Raw genomic sequence first — 22,993 nt, 5'->3', positions numbered from 1 at the left:
TTAAATACTAATTTAATATATTTTTTATTTTAAACATTTTCAGCCATTAAGGTAATTATCAATAATGCGGCGGGACTTCCTCTTCGATGCTCCAAGGTTTTTCGTCATTGCTAGGAAGCTCCTTCATTTTATTAATGAGTTGTTGTGAGATGCGCACTAATCGGTCGATAGTCTCTTGTTGGGCGATAACGGTTTCGTTTAACACTTCGACAGTATATTCATGAAAGGCTTCTCGGCTCTCAAGCTCGGTGACTCGATCGGTGAGTTGTTTGAGGCTTGCGATTAATTCATCATGATTCATAGCGTTCTCCTATTCTCTATTAATCTATTAAGAGGGAAAATCAAGATAATAAAAAAGCCGAACTTTGAAAGTCCGGCTTTAAAATTTGGAGCGGGAAACGAGACTCGAACTCGCGACCCCGACCTTGGCAAGGTCGTGCTCTACCAACTGAGCTATTCCCGCTTAAGTAAGGAGTGTTATTATATAAAACTTTCTCAAAGTGTCAATTATTTCTATCGATTTCTATTGCCTATTTTATTAGCAGTAGTACATGACTCCCTAAAGGGAGATCTTCTCGATCGATTTATTCTCAGAATAAATATTTGAATTACCACTAAAATTCATTACTTTTTGATATTTTAGATTTATTTTTACAGTCAACTCGCTATGATGGTAGAGATGAATAGTGGAATAAGAATATTATTGAGAATATGATCTGTTCACTTCTCTATTCAGCTGTTTCTTTATCTTAGCGGTTCTATCCGCCTCATAATCAAACTAGTAGAGTAACCCCACGTTATGACATTGCAAGCTATCGACACCATCGCACAGAAAATCAATATCTCCCCCAAATTCCTCACTCACTATGGCCAATATGCAGCCAAAGTGAGCCTGAAATGTTTAGAATCCTCGGATAAATCACAACAAGGCGACCTCATTCTTGTCACCAGTACAACCCCTACACCGCAAGGCGAAGGTAAAACAGTGACGACCATTGGACTGAGCGAAGCGCTGAACTACAATGGACATCTTGCGATTGCCTGTATTCGTCAACCGAGCCTCGGCCCGATCTTTGGACAGAAAGGGGGCGCTGCCGGTGGTGGTCAGGCGGAAGTGGTGCCGATGGAACAGCTTAATCTCCATCTTACCGGCGATATTCATGCTTTAAGTGCTGCGCATAACCTTGCTGCTGCCGCGCTTGATGCAAGGCTCTATCATGAAACACGTTTAGGAGATCTCTATACCGAAAAGAGTGGGTTACCACGCTTAAATATTGACCCTGAGCGCATTGTCTGGACTCGAGTAGTCGATCATAACGATCGCGCGCTTCGTGAAATTACAGTTGGTAAAATGGGGAAACAGACTGCTTATATTCATGAAAACAACTTTGAAATTACAGCAGCTTCCGAATTGATGGCGATTTTAGCATTAAGCCACGATCTTCACGATCTACGTCAGAGAATCGGCAAAGTAGTATTGGCGTATGATACCAATGGGAAAGAGATTACCGCTGAAGATTTAGAAGTTGCCGGCGCAATGACAGCGATTTTACAAAAAGCGATTGAACCGACCTTAATGCAAACGGTGGAAAATACGCCGGTATTGATCCATGCCGGACCTTTTGCCAATATTGCCCATGGTAATTCTTCTATTATCGCCGACCGAATTGCCCTCACCCATGCCAATTATGTCGTGACTGAAGCGGGCTTTGCCTCTGATATGGGAATGGAGAAATTCTTCAATATCAAAGCGAGAACAAGTGGCATTTTACCAAAATGCATTGTGGTTGTAAGTACGGTAAAAAGCATTAAAGCCAATGCGCTTACCGACAAAGATGCGCCGGAAGCAGATCAATTAACCTCAGGTTTAGCCAATTTAGGTTGGCATATTCAAAATGCAAAACGCTATCAATTACCGGTAGTCGTCGCGATTAATCAATTCCCCGATGATAGCGAAGCAGAAATGGCTGTGATTCGTGAATATGCACTCGCTCAAGGGGCTGATGATTGCGAAGTAAGCCGCGCGTTTGCTGAAGGCGGAAAAGGTGCGAGTTTACTTGCTGAAAAGGTAGTTAAAGCTTGTGAAAAACAAGCGAAAGCGCAACTGCTCTATGATGATGCATTATCGCTCAAAGAGAAGATTGAAAAAGTTGCAACTACTTATGGAGCAATTGAGATTACCTATTCTCCCGAAGCGGAAGCAACGCTGATAAAATTGACCAAAGATGGTTATCACCGCTTCCCGATCTGCATCGCTAAAACACCGCAATCTATTAGCCATGATCCTAAAGTTAAGAATGTACCAGCTCCTTTTACGCTACCTGTTGAAGGAGTACAACTAGTCAAAGGTGCGGGATTTATTAAAGTATTACTCGGCGATATTATGACAATGCCGGGATTAGGTCTGCGCCCTGCTTATCGTGAGATTGATATTGATGCAGAGGGAAATATCGTGGGGTTATAAGTCTGCCTATTACCCATAATGGTCACCCAAATTATAAGCATTGCATCTAAATAAGAGCGAAATGAAAGCTAAATGCCGATTGTGTTAACTGACAATTGAATTTAGCTTTTATTTCATCTTCTATTTTTTATAGATAAAGGCAAGATACTGATTCATATTGATTAATATCAATTGTTATCAAATATCCCCTCTCAATCACTCGATAAAAATAAACAAAACATATACAAATAATATGCTATAAGTTACATTGTTAAAAGTAACACTTAAGTTGCCTGTTTTATACGATTGGTAAGAACAGATCGGAATATATCGAAATAGATCGTGAGATTGATAATAACCATTGATGCACTATAGGGGGAAGTATGTGCCAATTGCTCGGAATGAATTGTAATACGCCAACGGATATTACTTTCTCATTTGAAGGATTTCGCCGGCGTGGCGGTGTAACCGATCATCATATTGATGGCTTTGGTATTGCTTTTTTTGAAGGGAAAGGCGTGCGGATCTATCAAGATGATACGCCTTGCGCCTCCTCTCCCGTTGCCGAGATGATTCAAGCTTACGGGATTAAATCGAAAAATGTGATTGCCCATATTCGTAAAGCCTCAAGTGGCCAAATTAGCTTAGCCAATACTCATCCTTTTATGCGAGAATTATGGGGAGAATATTGGCTCTTTGCGCACAATGGTCATCTTACTCAATTAGATCAGTTGTTAACTAAACCGGCTTCAACGTATCACTATTATCATCCGGTGGGTAATACCGATTCAGAGCAGGTATTTTGCTATATTCTCGAGCAGCTTCGACAACAATTCCCTGAAAAACCAAGTAAAGAGTGTTTATTTGCAACAATTCAGAAATTAACTGCGCACATTAGTAACTATGGCATCTTTAATTACATCTTAAGTAATGGTGAATGGATGATTGCTCATGCAACAACCCTACTTCATTATATTATCCGACAAGCCCCTTTTGGTGAGGCGCGTTTAATTGATGATGATGTGACCATTGACTTTGCCGCAGTGACAACGCCGAAAGATCGTGTTGCAGTGATTGCGACACTGCCGTTAACTGCGAATGAGTGTTGGCAACAATTAGCTAGAAATGAGATGTTGATGTTTGAAGATGGCGCAATTGTTGCCCGTGATTGTCCTGATGAGACCGACGTAATGAGCATTAAAGATGCTTTAGCAATGGCCGCTGCCGTTGGCGCTGCTCCGGAGAGTGTTGTGTAAAATGACATAATAGTCAATATGTTATAACACGCTTCATTTGCATAAATCGAATATAAAAAGGGCCGACCACTTCCTGTGATCAGCCCTTAAAACTTGGAGCGGGAAACGAGACTCGAACTCGCGACCCCGACCTTGGCAAGGTCGTGCTCTACCAACTGAGCTATTCCCGCTTAATTCAGATGAGCTATTATAAAGATATTTGAGTATCTGTCAACATCTATTCCCTCTCAGTAGAATAATTATCAAGCAATAAATTATAATATCTTGATAAGATTGCAGTTTAAACTTATCATCTCGAGCTTAGGCATAAAAAATAGACAGTTTTTATGCAGATTTACAACTCAATCGCTATAATTTTCTCTTTTTCAATTATTGATGTGAATCGTGGATTCTAACAGAATTGATCTGTTGGAAGCATTGTCCATTGTTTGAAAAATGATCCTACATTTAAAAGGAGGTTTATTGTGTCACATAGCGAAGAAATGCCAACAAAGCGTCGCAAGTGGAGATTCCCTAATTTAGGGATACAAATCCTGATTGCTTTAGCATTAGGTATTATTGCCGGAGCGATTCTTCATGATCATGAATCTAAGGAATGGGTAATTGCCAATATCTTTAATCCGGCAGGGCAGATTTTAATTATCATGATCAAAATGATCGTGGTGCCGATTGTGGTATCCACCTTAACAGTAGGTATCGCAGGCGGGGAAAGTAGCAAAGAACTCGGTAAAATGGGTTTAAAAACCATTATCTACTTTGAAATTATTACCACTATCGCTATTTTAGTCGGAATTTTAGCAGCCAATATCTTCCAACCCGGTGTTGGTGTTGATTTAAGTGGCTTAGCACATACTGACATCAGTAGCTACAATGCCACTATAGATGAAATTACCCACAGTAGCAGTAGCCCATTTGTAACTACCCTACTCTCTATTTTCCCAAGCAATATCTTTGCTGCAATGGCAGATAACCATAGTATGCTGGCGATCATCTTCTTCTCTGTTCTTTTCGGATTAGGATTAGGATCACTACCAACAGAGCAAAAAACACCCGTTATTCAAGTTTTAAAAGGGATTTCAGGTGCGATGTTTAAAGTGACCAATATGATTATGCGCTATGCACCTATCGGTGTTTTTGCTTTAATCGCCACCACTGTTGCCAACTTCGGTTTTGAGTCGCTCTACCCACTTCTTAAATTAGTATTACTTGTCTACGGCACGATTATCTTCTTTGCAATTGTCGTACTCGGATTTGTGGCTTATATTTGTGGTATCAATATCTTCACGTTACTACGTATCTTGAAAGATGAGTTGATTCTTGCCTATACGACTGCAAGCTCTGAAACGGTGCTTCCTAGAATCATGGAGAAGATGGAGCTTTATGGTGCACCGGCTAAAGTCACCGGTTTTGTAATTCCTATTGGTTACTCATTTAACTTAGATGGTTCAACACTCTATCAAAGTATCGCAGCGATTTTCCTTGCCCAAATTACCGGCGTTGATCTCTCGATTATGGATCAGATTATCTTAGTGGTCACCTTAATGCTGACTTCAAAAGGGATTGCCGGCGTGCCAGGTGTTTCCATTGTGGTTCTGCTTGCAACCATTGGTACGGTAGGCATTCCCCTTGAAAGTGTGGCTTATATTATCGGAATTGACCGTATTTTAGATATGGCCAGAACAGCCTTGAATGTGGTCGGTAATGCACTTGCAGCACTTGTCATTGCAAAATGGGAAGGTTCTTTCGATCAGATGAAAGCGCAAAGCTACTTCGATAACTATAAAAATATCTAATGATCTCTCACAAGCTTTGAAAAATTCTCAAAAGCTTTAAATTCATCATTAAGAAAGTTGATAAAGCGTCAATACATTAAATGGTATTGGCGCTTTTAGTTTTATAGTCAATGGGGTTTAAGCCAATATTACCCAACGAAATACTTAATAAAAAAGCCGACCACTTTTGTGATCGGCTTTCAAATTTGGAGCGGGAAACGAGACTCGAACTCGCGACCCCGACCTTGGCAAGGTCGTGCTCTACCAACTGAGCTATTCCCGCTTAGGAATGGATGTATTATAGATTTTTTCTGAAATCTGTCAATTGATTGTAAGCACAAAAAATAGACACTGAATATTTCTCAGACAATTCTAATATAGAATCTCTTTAAAACCCGCTTATTATCAGCTTATCTCGTCATAAAACCGTTTCCAAAATAAATCTAACACTCTTATTTTATAGGTTATTGACAAATTTCTGAGATCTTTTTCGCTATACTATCGGTTTAATGATATTCTGCAAAATTATATAATAATCAATCACTGGATCAATAATAAGATAAATTCAATGCTCACATCTCTTTGAATCTTCGGATTAAATTATGTGAACAGATGGGAATGGAATTTACTATGCAAACAAATAGCATCATCTCTCGTTGGCTTACTTTCCTACTTTTAGGAATCGTATTACTACTACCTACTGCACAGGTTGAAGCGCAATCGCTTTTTAATCGTTCACAAGGTATCAATGTTGGAACAAGTAGTGTATCACCCCCTAAAATTGGTTTAGATACCAATAGCTTACTTCGCCCAACAGAAGCCTTTTCACCAGCTATTCATCGTAAAGGGGATCAAGAATTTGTATTACTCTGGGATATTCATCCTGATTATTATCTCTATAAAGATAAAATCTCTATTGAACTTAAAAACAGTAATGGAGAACTCATTCCGGTAACGCTTCCCGCCGGTAAGCCGCATGAAGATGAGTTTTTTGGCAAACAAGAGATCTATGATAACTCTATTATTATTCCCTTAACACTCGCCAATAATGCAGGTATGAATACCGCTTATTTTGAGCTTGAGGCGCAAGGTTGTGCGAAAAGTGGCTACTGCTTTGCACCACAACAATATTCATTGGAAGTCACAATGGATCCTACACAAGATCCAACACTCGATCTCGTGGCTACAACCTCTGAAAATATCGATTCATTGCCACCGGAATTAGAGGCTGAACATGATCGCCTATCGCAATATCTAAAAGATAATCAATATCTTGCACTACCGCTCTTCTTCCTATTGGGGTTGCTTCTTACCTTTACGCCTTGCGTACTGCCAATGTTACCGATCCTCTCTGGAATCTTAACGAGAAGCGGGAACCTATCGCCGAAGAAAGGTTTTACCATTTCGCTTGTCTATGTATTAGCGATGGCCTTTGTCTATACACTCTTAGGATTATTAGCTGCTTATTTCGGCAAAGGATTAGCGGCTTATCTACAAAATAGTTATGTACTCATTGGATTTGGACTCATCTTCGTCTTTCTCTCCTTTTCAATGTTTGGGCTCTACCAAATTCAGATGCCCGCTTCTATTCAATCGGCATTAAGTCGTGTGAGTAATCAGCAATCTTCCAAAAACAGCTATATCGGTACGGCCATTATGGGAATGCTCTCGGCACTGATTGTCGGCCCTTGCGTGACTGCTCCGCTCATTGGCATTATTGGACTTGTGGTTGAATCACAAAATTATCTACTCGGCGGCTCGGCACTCTTTGCAATGAGTATGGGAATGGGGGTTCCACTTCTAATTCTTGGAGCTTCTTCTGGTCATCTCTTACCCAAAGCGGGAGCTTGGATGGATAGAGTCAAAGTGCTCTTTGGCTTTATGCTCTTAGGATTAGCGGCTTACTTTATTGGTAGAACATTGCCGCACTATTGGGAGCAGATGCTCTACGCCATTCTTTCACTCACCACTTTTATCTGGTTGATGGTAACGGTCATTGAGAGCCAACTCAAAGGTCGCCTCTTCTTTGGTCTATTAGCAGTCGCCACCCTCACATTCGGTATTATGTCGATTCAAGAATCTAATCGCACCATTGAAACGGCACAATTTACTCAAATTAAAGGAATTAGTGGCCTGAACCAAGCACTAGCAGAAAATGATCATCGGATTACGATGTTAGAATTTAACGCCGATTGGTGTGTTGCTTGTAAAGAGATGGAGAAATATGTCTTTAGTGATCCCGAAGTGAAAGCAAAAATGGCAGAGTTACAGCTATTGGCAGCAGATGTCACTAAAAATGATGCTCAAGATCAAAAATTAGAGATGCATTTTGATATCTTCGGGCCGCCAGCTATGCTCTTTTTTGATAGGAATGGGAAAGAGATTCCACAGTTACGCGTTATGGGAAGTGTTCCTAAAGAAGATTTTTTACGGCATCTTGATTATATTTTAGAACACTATTGATCTCGATTAGGGTAATGATCCTTATTTAGCGCTATCCTAAGGGCTAAAGGTCATAGCTATTGAGTGTAAAAATTGTTCTATTATGTGAGAGATCTATATATAATTGTAGCGTTGTGCATCTCTTATAAAGACATTAGGTATGCGTCTTAACAGGTTTGCATACCTTTTTTATTGGATATTTTAATTGCTTATTCATTGTGTATTGCTGAGCCTATCATCTGTTATTAATTTGGGGTTCTATTCTGTTATTTATAATCTATTCACCATAATCAAGGAGTTGATAATATGATTGCCGTAGAATTTATTATTGTTCTGCTGGCCATTTTTCTAGGCGCACGCTTAGGGGGGCTTGGAATTGGGTTTGCCGGCGGACTCGGTGTCTTAGTACTCGCCGCTATTGGTGTTAAACCTGGTACGATTCCTTTTGATGTGATCTCGATTATTATGGCAGTTATTGCCGCAATCTCAGCAATGCAAATTGCCGGCGGACTTGATTATCTTGTCGATCAAACCGAAAAACTACTTCGTAAAAACCCCAAATATATTACAATCTTAGCCCCGATTGTGACCTATTTCCTTACGCTTTTTGCCGGTACGGGTAATATCTCATTAGCAACATTGCCGGTAATTGCTGAAGTGGCTAAAGAGCAAGGTATTAAGCCTTGTCGCCCACTCTCAACGGCGGTCGTTGCTGCACAAATCGGAATCACGGCATCGCCTATCTCAGCAGCGGTCGTCTATATGGCTTCAGTAATGGAAGATGCTTCAATGGTCGGTGCGGGTCATACGGTAAGCTATTTGACTCTCTTAGCGATTCTATTGCCGGCCACTTTCCTTGCGATTGTTATTATGTCTTTGATTATTGCATGGCTTTTTAATTCAAAGCTCTCAGATGATCCTGTCTATCAAGCGAGATTAGCGGAAGGATTAATTGAATTACGAGGCAGTCAAGTTAAAACAATTAAGCCTGGCGCTAAATTATCTGTGCTTCTATTTTTATTGGGAGTTGTCAGTGTGGTTATTTACGCCATTATCAATAGTCAAAGTTTAGGCATTGTTGAAACGCCGCTGATGAATACCACCAGTGCCATTTTAATCATCATGCTCAGTGTGGCGACCTTTATCACCTTATTCTGCCGAGTACAGACAGATGCTATTTTAAACTCAAGCACTTTTAAAGCAGGGATGAGTGCTTGTATCTGTATCTTAGGGGTTGCTTGGCTTGGAGATACTTTTGTACAACATAATCTTGAATGGATTAAAGCTACTGCTGGCGATCTAATTCATGAACATTCTTGGATGCTTGCCGTAATTTTCTTCTTCTGCTCCGCACTACTCTATTCGCAAGCAGCCACCGCAAAAGCATTAATGCCAATGGCACTTGCTCTTCATGTAACACCTTTAACAGCCATTGCCTCTTTCTCGGCTGTCAGCGGACTCTTTATCCTTCCGACCTATCCGACATTAGTAGCGGCAGTACAGATGGATGATACCGGCACAACTCGCATTGGACGCTTTGTTTTTAATCATCCTTTCTTTATTCCGGGAACGATTGCCGTTATCTTGGCGGTGCTCTTTGGTTTTCTCTTTGGAGGAATGATTCTCTAATATTGCATATCTATTATTATAGTAATATCGACTCAAAATAAGCTTATCCAAATGCCGGCGCATCGGCTGATCGAGGCAAGGAAGCCATTCTATCCGGCATCTTGCAAGTATTATTGAGTACGGTTTGATGTGCTTTTAAAACCTCACAATAGCTGTTAAAAACCATTTTTCTTAAACCAAATTGACTATAAATACGATATCAATAAAAATCCCACTGTTTTTAAACAGCGGGATTTTTGAATAATCATTACTAGTTATATGCTTGTTAAATAATCACTTTCGTTGAGCATTTCATTGAACAATCAATAACCCATTTTTATCTGCTAACAATTAAGAGGCTAATGTAATGCGCTCAATCTTCGCACCAAGATTCGTCAATTTTGCTTCGATAGAATCATAACCACGATCAAGATGATGTAATGCCCCAATTGTCGTAGTGTCTTCAGCTACTAAACCTGCCAAAATCAGAGCTGCTGATGCACGAAGATCCGTTGCCGTAACAGTCGCACCAGATAGCTTCTCTACCCCTTCAATCAATGCTAAACGATTATCAATCTTGATATTAGCCCCCATACGCACTAATTCATTGGCATGCATGAAGCGATTTTCAAAGATTGTTTCAATAATCGATGAAGTGCCTTCAGATACGGCTGCCATTGCCATAAATTGTGCTTGCATATCGGTTGCAAAGAGTGGATATGGTGCTGTTTTAATGCGAAGTGCTTTCAAGCGAGAGATGAGAGGATAAATTCGAATACTAGAATCTGTTGTCTCAACACCGCAACCCGCTTGACGCAGTGCAAAAGTCACAGCTTCCACATGCTCAGGAATACAAGATTCAATGGTAATATCCCCAAACGTCATTGCGCCGGCAACCATATAAGTGCCAATTTCAATTCGATCGGGCATGACCGTATATTCACCACCGGATAACTTCTCAACACCGGTAATGGTCAAACGATCTGTACCAATACCTTCAATTTTCGCTCCGAGTCGTACTAACATATTTGCAAGATCGCTCACTTCAGGCTCTTTCGCACAGTTTTCTAAGACTGTAACACCATTGGCTAATACAGCTGCCATTAAGACATTCTCAACACCGGTGACAGTCACAACATCAAAAGCATGATGATTCGCTTTTAATCGCCCGCCATTGACCGAAGCATGAACATAACCATTCTCTATCTTAATCTTCGCACCTAGCGCTTCCATGCCCAATAGATGCTGATCTACCGGTCGACTGCCGATTGCACAACCGCCCGGCAATGAAACTTCTGCTTCCCCAAATTTCGCTAAGATCGGGCCTAAAACAAGAATAGAGGCTCGCATTTGGCTAACAAGATCATGATTAGCGCGGGTTTTATTGATACCACGAGGATCAACGATTAATTGATTATTGCTAAAGCTAACTTTTGCGCCAAGATCTTCTAAAATCTTGCTCAGTACAAATACATCTTGCAGAGCCGGCACATTATTTAATGTAACAGGTTCGCTCGCTAAAATTGTTGCTGCTAAAATCGGGAGAACTGCATTTTTAGCGCCACTTGCCTCTACTGATCCTCGAAGAGGACCATTATTATTCACTAATAATCGTTCTAGATCTTTCATTATTGATTCCATTGTGATGGTTTGTAAGTTTTAAGTGCTAACGCATGAATCTCTTCCGTTTGCAGACGATCTCCTAAAGCTGCATAGATTAATTTATGTTGCTTTAACATCGAAAGATTCTCAAATTCAGGACTGACAATGATCGCTTCAAAATGAACACCGTCATCCCCTTTTACTTCAATATAATCACATTGGACGCTTGCTTCGATGAGCGCTTTCAATTTATCTTTAGTCATCATTCTTCAGTTCCTTCCTGTTAAAACAATATCAATCATAGTGATATCATGACCTGCTCTTATTCTTATATCTACTGATAGTGATATCAATAGAAAATAGAGGCGGCAACATAATCAAATTCCATATCGTAATTACGATAAATTGTACTATCCTAGCATATTTTTACTGAACTTGATCATTTGTCACCCTATTATTCATCTCTATTATCTATCTATATTTCAGAATCAGATCATAGAAGATTTACTCCGTTATTTTACGATATATCATCTCTGATTAAAGGATCTATATCTAGAAACATCACTAAAATATGAAAAATTTCGTAATTTTTTGTAACGGGCTCATTGTAATGATGTTCTAATTCTTTCGTATTGCAATACCATTTTTCTTAAATTATATAAGGCCAATAGCCGATAACAACTTATATTTAAGAGAAACCAGGGCATGCAAATTTATTCAGAAAAGTCATCTAATCGCTATTAAAATATGCCCTTTTTTATAATGAATTGATTGATTATCTAACGGTTAGAATGAATTTATAATTTCGATTTGTTACCATAATGGTTCGTAAATGCGAACAATTCAATGCAAACAAAACGAATGTGAGATTATGATCAAAACAAAATATTTTTCAAAACCGTTACTCGCGCTCCTGATACTACTCTCCTTTGGAATGAGTTCATTTGGGTTTGCTAATAATAAACCCGAAACTGTGACGAAAGTGGAGTGCTGTGAGATTTTAGAATCCACTGAACAGAGTATTCTTGATTTACAAAATAATATCAACGATCTTCGGGCACAATTACCGGAAGCTGAAAGCGAGGAAGCTAAAGCAGCTTTAGAGGGAAGAATTGCCCAATTGCAATCTCGTTTAGATCAATCCCGTAATGACTTTGTAAAGTATGCCCTCGGCGGCGTGGATGTCAACTTCTTAACTAAAAATGATGATGAAGCAGATCTTAACTATGATTGGCAAGCTGAATTATTGCAAATCGTGCAGCCGGTCTTCTCTGAAATTCAAAAGTTAACACAAGCCACTCGTGAGCGGGAAGATCTCAATCGTGAATTGACCTTAACAAATGAGAAGATCACTAAACTAAAACAAGGCCTTGCTTATCTAAAGGCAATTCCTAAAGAAAATTTAGATGAAAAGCTCGTCACTAGATTAGCCGCAATTGATGATAATTGGACCAACTTCCTTGATAATCTCAAACGAGATCAAGCACATTATCAAACAGTCCTTGAGAGCTTAACAACCGACAAAACATTTCTCCAATCGCTGAAAGATGGCGTTATTGACTTTGTAAAAGGTCGAGGTTTAGTACTTTTTGTCTCTATCTTGACATTTGCAGTTACACTGTATGTCTTAACGAAAATTATGGATTTCTTTGTTCATCGCCGCAACAAAAATCTTCATGGGCAGCAGAAAGTAAATATGCGGGGTAGATTATTACTGTTACTCTATCGTGCTCTATCAGGAATCCTTGCCCTATTCGCTTCATTAGTTGTTTTACATGCTATGGGCGATATGGTGCTCTTTGGCTTAGCGATCTTAATCCTCATTGCGCTGATTTTTGCCTTTCGGAATTATGTTCCTAAATACTTCTCTGAAATTCGTCAATTCTTGAATCTAGGATCTGCTCGTCAAGGGGAACGTGTTATTTATCGAGGTATTCCTTGGATTATTGAACGCATTACACTCTACTCGGCAACACTTTATAATCCGGCGCTCGATAATGGTCGCATTCGTCTTATGCTACCAGAGTTAAAAACCCTAACTTCTCGTCCATTTGAGACAGATGAAATCTGGTTCCCATCGAAAGTGGGTGAATCTTTCCTTCTCCCCAATGGCACCTATGTAGAAGTTAAACGTCAAACACCGGAATCGCTCTATTTAGATTCATTCAATAGTATGATTATTTATCCAACAGCGGACTTTATCGCTAATGCACCGGTAAATCTCTCTCGTGGATACTATACAGTGGTAGACTTTGGTCTCTCTTATGACCACTTTGCAACTCCAGTTGATGAAGTATTTACCAAACTTCGCGAATATGTTACAGAGTTCCTCTCTAAAACAGATATTCATGATCAATATAGTTCACTAAGCGTTGAATTCCGTAAAATTAATGAGGGCTTATCGCTTGTTTATACGATTATTGTGGCAATGAAAGGTTCCTCTGCCCCCTATTACTATCAGTCAGGTCGTAAAATTCAAGAAGCTTGTTTACGCTGTGCGCAGAAAGAGGGTTGGAATATGCCATTTACCGCAATTGAGATGCGCGATCATCAAAATCGTGCGATTAATAGCGGACAATAAAATAATCATAAGTCATAGTGAATCTAATTTAGCTATTTGATTTACTCAAAAATTAGAAAGAGTTAGCGCAACGGCTAGCTCTTTTTTTATGTAAGTATCTTTCCTACTCGTTACTTCATTCAATAATGATCACTAGAAACGGGGACTTGGTTCTAATCAGGATGACTTACCTCTAATAATATAGTTCTTTCAGATTAGGATATTCTTGGTTGTTAAATTTTTTATAGCAAACCCACGTTTGTAGTCATTTCAATGGCAATTTCTCAACTTATCGTAAATTTAGTTTAAGAAAAATGGCTTTTAAACAGCTATTATTGGTTTTAACAGAACATAAACTGTAGTAAACAACACTTGCAAGATACCGGATAGAACAGCTCTCTTATTTCTTACAACCAATGCACCGGCATTTGAATAAGTTTATTTTGAACCGATATTGCATACAACATTCACTCAAATCCCATCAATCTGTAAACCATAAAAAAGAGCGTTGTGAACTACACAACGCTCTTCTCTAATGCTAAATTATTATCTATTTTAGATACTTAATATTAGTGTCTTGCAACCATTAACTTCTTGATTTCTGCAATTGCTTTTGCAGGATTCAAGCCTTTTGGACAGGTATTAGTACAGTTCATGATTGTGTGACAACGATAGAGTTTAAATGGATCTTCTAATTCATCTAAACGCTCACCCGTATGTTCATCACGACTATCAGAGATAAAACGATAAGCCTGTAGTAATACCGCAGGACCTAAATATTTATCTGAGTTCCACCAATAGCTTGGGCAAGAGGTTGAGCATGAAGCACATAAAATACACTCATAGTAACCATCTAGCTTCCGGCGCTCTTCGATAGATTGCAAACGCTCACGTGGCGGCGTTGCTGTATCAGTTTGTAACCAAGGCTTAATTGATGCATATTGTGCATAGAAGTGCGTTAAATCTGGCACTAGATCTTTTACAACATGCATATGTGGCAATGGATTGATCTTGATCTCACCTTCAGGCACAGAGCTAATCGCTTTAGTACATGCCAATGTATTTGTTCCATCAATATTCATCGCACATGAACCACAAACCCCTTCACGACATGAGCGGCGAAGTGTTAACGTTGGATCAATGGTATTTTTGATGAGAAGTAACGCATCAAGAATCATAGGACCACAAGCATCAAGATCTACTTCATAACGATCATAACGTGGATTTTCTCCAGTATCTGGATTCCAACGATAGATTTTAAAGACTCTTTTATTTTTCGCTTCTTCGTTTTTAAAGAATTTACCTTCTTTAACAACCGAATTTGCGGGTAATTTAAATTCAGCCATAATACTTTTCCTTTTATTTAACCTGTCTTATTCATTGTGTCGCAACATTAATTGCTGATTGAGATTCAGCATTACGACATTAATAAGTACGCTCTTTTGGCTCAATATATTGAACTTCATCTGTTAAGGTGTAAGCATGAACAGGACGATAATCAATAGTGACATCTCCTTTATCATCCACCCATGCCAATGTATGTTTCATCCAATTCACATCATCACGATTTGGATAATCTTCACGAGCATGTGCACCACGAGATTCTGTACGATTAACCGCAGATTTTACAGTCATCAAAGCACAGGTTAAAAGGTTTGATAATTCTAAAGTCTCAACGAGATCTGAGTTCCAGATTAAACTACGATCATGCACTTTTATGTCATTAAATTGTTGATAGGCTTCTTCTACACGTTTTGCCCCATCTTCGAGAGTCTCTTGCATACGGAATACAGATACATCTTCCTGCATTGCTCGTTGCATCTTATCACGAAGTGCTGCTGTTGAAATTGAACCATCAGCATAACGGATCTTGTCAAAACGATCTAAAATATCGATGATTTTTTGGTTATCAAGCGGCTTATGTGGACCATTTGGTGTTAAGATCTCAGCTGCACGATTTGCGGCAGCACGACCAAAGACAACAAGGTCAAGTAGTGAGTTAGAACCTAAACGGTTCGCACCATGTACAGAGACACAAGCAGCTTCACCGATCGCCATCAACCCTGGGACAATTGTATCTGGATTACCATCTTTCAATGTGACAACTTCCGCATGGTAATTCGTTGGAATACCACCCATATTATAGTGAACTGTAGGAATTACAGGGATTGGCTCTTTACGAACATCAACGTCAGCAAAGATACGAGCACTTTCTGCAATACTTGGAAGACGCTCTTCGATCACTTCAGGCCCTAAGTGCTCAAGGTGAAGATAGATATGATCTTTCTTAGGTCCCACACCACGGCCTTCACGGATTTCAATGAGCATTGAACGTGAAACAACATCGCGAGAAGCAAGGTCTTTAGCATTCGGTGCATAACGCTCCATGAAGCGCTCACCATTTGAGTTGGTTAAATAGCCACCCTCACCACGAACACCTTCAGTGATTAAGCAGCCAGCGCCATAGATACCTGTAGGATGGAACTGAACGAATTCCATATCTTGAAGCGGTAAACCTGCACGAGCCACCATACCGTTACCATCACCAGTACAAGTATGCGCAGAGGTTGCTGAGAAGTAAGCACGACCGTAACCACCTGTTGCGAGCACAACCATTTGTGAACGGAATACATGCATTGTACCTTCCGCTAAATCCCAAGCTACAACACCACGACATTCACCTTCATCCATTAAAAGATCGATTGCGAAATATTCGATATAGAATTCTGCATTGTGTTTAAGAGATTGTTGATAGAGCGTATGAAGCATTGCATGCCCTGTTCTATCCGCCGCTGCACAAGTTCTTTGCGCTTGGCCTTCACCGAAGTTTGTAGTCATACCACCGAAAGGACGTTGGTAAATTTTACCCTCTTCTGTACGAGAGAATGGTAAACCATAATGCTCTAGCTCTAAAATCGCAGGAATTGCTTCACGACACATGTACTCAATTGCATCTTGGTCACCTAACCAGTCAGAACCTTTTACTGTGTCATACATATGCCAGCGCCAATCATCTTCACCCATATTACCAAGGGCTGCAGATACACCGCCTTGCGCCGCTACAGTATGAGAACGAGTCGGGAATACTTTAGTCACACAGGCTGTTTTAAGGCCTTTTTCTGCCATACCAAGTGTTGCACGAAGACCCGCACCACCGGCACCTACAACAACAACGTCATAGACGTGTTCTTGAATTTTATAATCTTTATACTCTTTTAAGTTACTCATCGATTAAAACCTCGAGATTTTTATTCTATTAAAATGAAACTATTGTATCTCTGAATATTGCTAGGTGTAATTTATCGAATTACAAACCTTACTAAGAAGCATCATCCTGTTACTTCTTAGACTATATCAATTAGGATATTAGGGAATATTAAGAGATAGTATTTAGTGGATCATCATTGTGCTGACAACTAATCCTACACGAATAATTGCCCATACAATTGCAAGGCCAATAATCGATAAAATCACACGCATTGCGTTGATCAAGATAGTACGTTGGCATGCTTTATGTACATAATCTTCAATGACAACTTGCAGACCTAAAATCGCATGATAGATCGCTGTTACAATCAAGGTGACGAGTAATACTGTATTAAATGGGGTACCCACCCAAACCATTACTTCAAGATACTCTTTCCCATAGAGGCTTGCGAATGAAAAAGCAAACCATAAAAAAAGAACCGCCAAAACAGCAGCTGTAACACGTTGTGCTAACCAGTGACTAGAACCTGCATGAGCAGAGCCGAGACCTTTTACGCGGCCTAGAGGAGTTTGATAACGTTTCATATTTCAATAGCTCCTATGCAACTAAACCAACAAGAATAAGAAGAACTGCTAATACAGGTGCGGCAATTTTTACAATCTTTGCACTTTTTTTCGCAGATTCAATGTCAACCCCTTTTCCCGCATCCCAGAATAGATGACGGATACCATTACAGAAATGGTAACAGGCTGCAAATGTACCTGCCATCACGAGTAATGCCATTAAAGGATTAGTAATCACCGCTGTCATTGTTGCAAAAGCTTTAGGCCCAGCTGCAAGAGCGATAAACCAAGCACCGAGTACTAGTAAAACTAATACGAGCGCTGCACCGGATGCACGATGTAAAAAACTCATCACCGAAGTGACTTGTAATTTATAGTCGCTACCGAGCATAAAAGGCGACAAAGGCCGCTTATTTTGACTCATAGATAAACTCCAATAATAAAAAATAGATATTACAAATTAAACCTAAGTTAGATCAGTTTGCCAATTTATGATAGCTTTTTCAATCAGAACGTAATAAATAGTCTAGATATTTTGCATATTATTATATAAATTATTGAATTATTAAATCTACGAACGTTCAAGTGCCTCAATCGGTGCAAGTTCAGCTGCTTTTTTTGCGGGAAAATAACCAAAAATAATGCCTATTAAAAATGCAGCTAAAAAAGAGAAAATAATCGAGGGGATAGAAAAACTTAATGGAATAACACTTCCGGCCTGTTGTATCAAGAAACCTACTGCAAGTGCTAACGATAAGCCTATAATCCCCCCTAAAAGACAAACTAGTACCGATTCAATTAAAAATTGCTGAGAAATATCACTTTTACGAGCTCCTACCGCCATTCTCATCCCGATCTCTTTGGTACGCTCAGCAACAGATACCAACATAATATTCATTACTCCAATACCGCCCACTAATAGTGAAATTAAAGCAATTGAAGTAATCAGTACTCGCATAATAAGTGTGGTAGATTCTACCATCTCTTTAATAGCATCGGCGTTGTAGATAAAGAAGTCCTTTTTACCATGCAGATCCATCAATACATCTGTAATACTCTTATCCGCTAGGCTCATATCAACACCATCATCTACTCGTACAGTGATATTACGAAGCGACGTTCCACCGGTCATTCTATGCATTGCACTTGAATAAGGAATCCAGATCGTCATATTTTCACTACTAAACATGCCTTGGGATTTCGAGGTGGCTACACCAATGATTTGAACCGGTAAAGCCCCTAAAATAATCACTTTCCCTAGGGGATCTTCACCATTGGGAAAGAAAGTCTTAACCGTATTGTTATCGATGACAGCTTCAAGCGCTAAATTTTTTTCACTCTCCTCATCAAAGGCAATTCCCTCGGTGATGTCATAGCCTTGAACATCAAAAAATTGTGTACCAACGCCTTGAACTTGTGTATTAATAGCTGAAATATTGCCATATCTTGCCTCCACAGAGCTCGATACTAGCGGCGTTACACTATGAACAAAGGGAAGTTGCTTTAAAGCTTCCACATCTCTTGGTTGTAGAGAATCAATACTTTGAGAGCGCCGATCACCAAATCCTGTACCAGGGTAAACGGTCAGCGTATTGGTCCCCATCTGCCGAATATCTGCAATAATTTGGTCAGTAGATCCTCTCCCTAAAGCGATCACTAGCACTACCGCGGCAATACCGATAATAATACCGAGCATCGTTAAAAAGGTTCGTAACCGCTGCATCATCATCGATACAATAGCCATCTTAAAGGCATTCGATAACCGAAGCCAAATGTGTGTTAAACCTGATGCTCGCTTCCAAGAAAGAGGCTCTATATCTGCAATTTTATCCTTCTGTTCAGATTGAAGCTGGTCAGAGATAATCTCCCCATCTTTAATTTCAATAATTCGTTTTGCATGCGCCGCTACTTCAGGATCATGCGTAACCATTATAATGGTATGACCGGCTTCATTAAGCTCTTTCAAAATCTCAAGCACTGCTTTTCCACTCTCACTATCAAGTGCACCGGTAGGTTCATCTGCAAGAATAATCTCACCACCGTTCATTAGGGCTCGTGCAATACTGACCCGCTGCTGCTGCCCACCGGATAATTGCGTAGGATAGTAACGAACACGTTCCTCTAATCCTAATCGACTTAAAAGCGAAACTGCCCGTTCATGACGAAGCTGTCCCGGCATTCCTGAATAGATTGCCGGCATCTCCACATTACCCTCAGCGGTTAAGCTATTGAGAAGATGATAACGTTGAAATATAAACCCAAAATGCTCACGACGTAGCTCTGCTAATTCATCTTCATCGTAGTGAGTAATCTCTTTGCCATTAAATCGATAGCTACCATCGGAAAGATAATCAAGCCCACCGATAATATTCATCAGCGTTGATTTACCTGAGCCCGAAGAGCCCATAATAGCGATAAACTCCCCTTTCTCTACCGAAAGGTTAATCCCTTTTAAAACTTCAACTTCAGTATCTCCAGAACGAAAACGCCGGCGCAGATCTGTGAGCTCAATCATAGGAATGTTGTTCATTATATAGCCTCTATTCTTTATCACAGATGATCTATCGTCTTCGACCCATTGGTCCACCACTGACCGCAGGAACCGTTCCCGTTGATTCTGCGGTAATGACCGCTTCCCCTTCTTTTAATCCTTCAATCACTTCTACGGCAATATTATTAGAGATTCCGGTTTTAATCGCTCGAGGTGCAATTTTCCCATGTGCTTGATCTTCTAATACCCAAATCCAACGCATTCCTTCCGGCGCTTTTCCCGTTATGACACCTTGAGTAGGTTTAAAACGAAGTGCAGACACAGGGATTTTCAAGACATTCTCTGCATCATCTAATACAATATAGACCTGCGTCGACATTCCAATATAAAATTTATGATCAGGGTTTTCTACATCAAAAAGACCGTTGTAATAGACCGCTTCTGTAAAGTTTGTTACCGCATTACCTGTTGTCGTTTGAAACGTCTCCGTTGCTGGCTCAATTTGCCGTAATACCGCTTCATAGCGCTGATCAGGCTCCCCTAAAATCGTAAAGTAAGCCTTCATACCAGGATAGAGCTTTGTCACATCCGCTTCAGATATTTGCGCTTTGATCGTCATCACTGAAAGATCCGCTACTTTGACAATTGTCGGTGCCGTTTGTGTTGAGTTTACTGTCTGCCCCTCTTTTACCACCGTTGCAACGACAACGCCATCCATCGGTGATGTAATTTTGGTATACCCCAGATCAATTTCAGCGGTATCCAGTGCAATTTGTGCTTGGGCTATTTGTGCCACAAGAGCTTCTACTTCCGCCTCATAGACCTTTAAATTTGCTTCTGCTAAATCATATTCAGATTGCGTAGTAGCGCCATTCTTAATGAGGTTCTTCTGACGCTCAAGATTAATACGGGCATTAATCAGTTGTGCTTCTTTAGCAACTTTTGAGGCGATCATATTTTTCAACCGGGCTTCACTATCTCGAAGCGCATTTTGCTGTGGTAAGTCGTCGATTTCAACAAGCAGCTCCCCTTTTTTTACAGATTCTCCTAGCGTGACATGCATTTTTTGAATTTGCCCTGAAACCTGTGCTCCCACATCTACTTGCTGTGATGCTTCCATCTTACCGTAAGCTAAAATGCTCACCTCAAGATCTCCACGCTCAACAGGCGCAGTGAGATAATTAATCCGCTCTTCTGGCTTCAAATAGATATACCCTACAGTAGCTACAAGAGCAATGACGACCAAGCTTACAATCCATTTACGATATTTTTTCATAGTAAAAATCTATTTTAGTCTCTATTTATTGAGTTTTATATTTTGTTCTTATTTTTAATCAACTATCAGCCATTCAGGCTAGTAGGTATTTCAATGAGAGCTTTTGCAGAGTTACAAAGTGATCATCAGCGCTCGTGAATCATTATCTATTTGAATCAATACCTCGTGAGTCAGTATTACATTCTCTTAATTTATATGATGTGAAACTTAAGATGAGCTTAACATCTTGAATAATTTGACAATAACAACACAACATTATATGTATAAATATAGTGTATAAATCTTCATTAAAGCAAGAGAAATTCCATCTCAGTTTGTCATCTCTAATTCCCACATCACTCACACCACCTTATGACAACCAATAGTATAACGAAACTACCTCTATACATAAATAGCATACTGATACATTTAATATTTATTCTCATTTAGTTGGCGTTATTGGCAGGTTATTGCCAATATATGTAAACTACCTACTTACAGAATCCCATAGATTAAAGAATGAAAGGGATTTGCCGTTTGGCCATATAAAGACGTACAATGCTAAATTCAACATTTTTTAGTACCATTCAACGAGTATTTCTCGAGTCACAACAGTATTTAATCTAGATCTAATGATTTGAGCGACATATTAATCACGCGATGACAACGGTCTGATTTTGCTACGGTTGCCTATAAAGCGATAAACAGTGATCAGTTGAATGGCTGACTCCTAATCATTATAGTAACGCTCCCATTTAATGTCGCAAAGACTCTGCGATTGAAGTAAGGATATATATGGAAAACAGACTTCGAACAATCGACCTCGCTGTCGTTATCGAACATCAGCCCAAACCTGATGAAAAGGCACATTATCTTAATAAAGAACAAGCTACCGAATTACTGCATACTATCGGGCAAAATATTGCACAATATTTCCCGCAAATTAGAGAGTATGGGCTGATTGGTATAGGCTCTATCTACCATCTTCATCAAATTATTCGCCCTAATTTCCCAATCTATACCCAGCTCTTTGAAATATCTAAAATTCGATTTCGGGCTAATAACTTTAAACCATTAGTGATTGGTATTGGCACAAGCTCTGATCAATTTGAGATTCCGATTTTCAATAAAGAACTCAACCAATTTGCCGATCCGCTAGAAGTCCTCCCTTTCACTGTTGTAATGCCTGATAATGCCGAGGCAGAGGACTTTATTACACAGTTAGAGAATGAGCTCATTACTAAAGCTCATCTTAATCAAGAGGCTGTGGATCAATTTGAAGCAGCATTCAATCAGAATATTAATAATATCTCCATAGTGACCCTGGCTGATCTCAATGGCCTATTTGCATCACAACTGATTCAAATTGGTTTAGAAGAGTTATGGCAAGTCATTCAAGCGGTCATTTTCGATCAAACTGAAACGCTTCGCACATTAGGCAGTGGGCACACACTCTATTGGAAACTCGATGAAGTTGCGCTTTATGTAGCACACCCTTCCATCTATGATGTTGCGATGAAAGATTATCTACAAGATTACCAAACCTATGCACTAACGACACAACGCTTAGAGCATCTCTTTAAAATGCATCAAATCCCGTATGCCAAAATTGAAGTCATGGATCCAAAATTCTTTGAAGGAAACATTGATATAGAGCGAGCTCGAGGACAATTAAATCAGCATATTAAAGCGTTATAAGTTTCAACCAAATCAAATAAAACCGCTAATAATCTGATGACTATTAGCGGTTTCTTTTATCTCTTCTTTGTCTATCTGCTACTCTTCGATTCAAT

The 22,993-nt window shown here is 39.7% G+C and carries 16 protein-coding genes and 3 tRNA genes; 7 read left to right on the top strand and 12 right to left on the bottom strand.

Going from position 1 to position 22,993, the window contains the following annotated elements; genetic code table 11:
* Positions 1-58 precede the first annotated feature (58 nt).
* Positions 59-301: a SlyX family protein gene (locus DC083_RS06860; protein ID WP_051395998.1), complete on the bottom strand. Its 243-nt coding sequence runs from the start codon at positions 299-301 to the stop codon at positions 59-61.
* Positions 302-387: 86 nt separating this feature from the next.
* A tRNA-Gly gene (locus tag DC083_RS06855) sits at positions 388-463 on the bottom strand.
* A 336-nt stretch (positions 464-799) separates the two neighbouring features.
* Between DC083_RS06855 and DC083_RS06850 the strand changes: the two genes are divergently transcribed.
* Both DC083_RS06850 and DC083_RS06845 read left to right on the top strand, forming a co-directional pair.
* Entirely contained in the window at positions 800-2,464 is a 1,665-nt protein-coding gene (locus tag DC083_RS06850) for a formate--tetrahydrofolate ligase (protein WP_109189472.1), read from the top strand.
* A gap of 362 nt (positions 2,465-2,826) precedes the next feature.
* Positions 2,827-3,699, top strand: coding sequence for a class II glutamine amidotransferase (locus DC083_RS06845; RefSeq protein ID WP_109189471.1), 873 nt, complete (start codon positions 2,827-2,829; stop codon positions 3,697-3,699).
* Between the two features lie 94 nt (positions 3,700-3,793).
* Here DC083_RS06845 and DC083_RS06840 read toward each other — a convergent pair.
* Positions 3,794-3,869 (bottom strand) — tRNA-Gly (locus DC083_RS06840).
* A gap of 312 nt (positions 3,870-4,181) precedes the next feature.
* On the opposite strand from DC083_RS06840, the gene gltP reads away from it, so the two are divergent.
* Complete coding sequence (gltP, locus tag DC083_RS06835) at positions 4,182-5,492, top strand: glutamate/aspartate:proton symporter GltP (RefSeq protein WP_109189696.1); 1,311 nt, start codon at positions 4,182-4,184, stop codon at positions 5,490-5,492.
* A 186-nt stretch (positions 5,493-5,678) separates the two neighbouring features.
* Here the strand turns inward: gltP and DC083_RS06830 are convergent.
* Positions 5,679-5,754, bottom strand: a tRNA-Gly gene (locus DC083_RS06830).
* 347 nt (positions 5,755-6,101) lie between these two features.
* Here DC083_RS06830 and dsbD point away from each other — a divergent pair.
* A complete protein-coding gene (gene dsbD, locus DC083_RS06825; RefSeq protein WP_157954901.1) occupies positions 6,102-7,934 on the top strand; it encodes a protein-disulfide reductase DsbD in 1,833 nt (610 codons plus the stop codon).
* A gap of 285 nt (positions 7,935-8,219) precedes the next feature.
* Positions 8,220-9,542 (top strand): anaerobic C4-dicarboxylate transporter, encoded by a 1,323-nt coding sequence (locus DC083_RS06820; RefSeq protein ID WP_109189469.1) that lies wholly within the window; start codon positions 8,220-8,222, stop codon positions 9,540-9,542.
* A 330-nt stretch (positions 9,543-9,872) separates the two neighbouring features.
* Here the strand turns inward: DC083_RS06820 and murA are convergent, their stop codons facing one another.
* Entirely contained in the window at positions 9,873-11,150 is a 1,278-nt protein-coding gene (gene murA, locus DC083_RS06815) for a UDP-N-acetylglucosamine 1-carboxyvinyltransferase (RefSeq protein WP_109189468.1), read from the bottom strand.
* Entirely contained in the window at positions 11,150-11,389 is a 240-nt protein-coding gene (locus DC083_RS06810) for a BolA family protein (protein ID WP_026878073.1), read from the bottom strand. The genes murA and DC083_RS06810 overlap by 1 nt, the downstream gene beginning before the upstream one ends.
* A gap of 605 nt (positions 11,390-11,994) precedes the next feature.
* Here DC083_RS06810 and DC083_RS06805 point away from each other — a divergent pair.
* Positions 11,995-13,704 (top strand): hypothetical protein, encoded by a 1,710-nt coding sequence (locus DC083_RS06805; RefSeq protein ID WP_109189467.1) that lies wholly within the window; start codon positions 11,995-11,997, stop codon positions 13,702-13,704.
* Between the two features lie 548 nt (positions 13,705-14,252).
* On the opposite strand, the gene DC083_RS06800 is transcribed toward DC083_RS06805, so the two are convergent.
* From DC083_RS06800 to DC083_RS06775, 6 genes are all read right to left on the bottom strand, one after another.
* Complete coding sequence (locus DC083_RS06800; protein ID WP_026878075.1) at positions 14,253-15,029, bottom strand: succinate dehydrogenase iron-sulfur subunit; 777 nt, start codon at positions 15,027-15,029, stop codon at positions 14,253-14,255.
* A 79-nt stretch (positions 15,030-15,108) separates the two neighbouring features.
* A complete protein-coding gene (gene sdhA, locus DC083_RS06795) occupies positions 15,109-16,911 on the bottom strand; it encodes a succinate dehydrogenase flavoprotein subunit (RefSeq protein WP_109189466.1) in 1,803 nt (600 codons plus the stop codon).
* A 162-nt stretch (positions 16,912-17,073) separates the two neighbouring features.
* Complete coding sequence (gene sdhD, locus DC083_RS06790) at positions 17,074-17,475, bottom strand: succinate dehydrogenase, hydrophobic membrane anchor protein (protein WP_026878077.1); 402 nt, start codon at positions 17,473-17,475, stop codon at positions 17,074-17,076.
* Positions 17,476-17,488: 13 nt separating this feature from the next.
* Positions 17,489-17,878, bottom strand: coding sequence for a succinate dehydrogenase, cytochrome b556 subunit (gene sdhC / locus DC083_RS06785; RefSeq protein WP_109189465.1), 390 nt, complete (start codon positions 17,876-17,878; stop codon positions 17,489-17,491).
* 147 nt (positions 17,879-18,025) lie between these two features.
* On the bottom strand, positions 18,026-19,984 hold the full coding sequence (locus DC083_RS06780; protein ID WP_229822341.1) for a MacB family efflux pump subunit: 1,959 nt from the start codon (positions 19,982-19,984) through the stop codon (positions 18,026-18,028).
* Positions 19,985-20,015: 31 nt separating this feature from the next.
* The gene (locus tag DC083_RS06775; protein ID WP_109189464.1) at positions 20,016-21,221 is read right to left on the bottom strand and encodes an efflux RND transporter periplasmic adaptor subunit; all 1,206 of its coding nucleotides are present in this window, start codon (positions 21,219-21,221) and stop codon (positions 20,016-20,018) included.
* Positions 21,222-21,995: 774 nt separating this feature from the next.
* Here DC083_RS06775 and DC083_RS06770 point away from each other — a divergent pair.
* Positions 21,996-22,898 carry a hypothetical protein gene (locus DC083_RS06770; protein ID WP_109189463.1) on the top strand — a complete coding sequence of 301 codons (903 nt, stop codon included), beginning with the start codon at positions 21,996-21,998 and terminating at the stop codon, positions 22,896-22,898.
* Positions 22,899-22,993: the final 95 nt, after the last annotated feature.

This window comes from Ignatzschineria ureiclastica (assembly GCF_003121845.1).
GTDB lineage: Bacteria > Pseudomonadota > Gammaproteobacteria > Cardiobacteriales > Wohlfahrtiimonadaceae > Ignatzschineria > Ignatzschineria ureiclastica.
The sequence above is the reverse complement of the archived record's forward strand: the minus strand, read 5'-3'. Positions and strand labels throughout refer to the sequence as shown.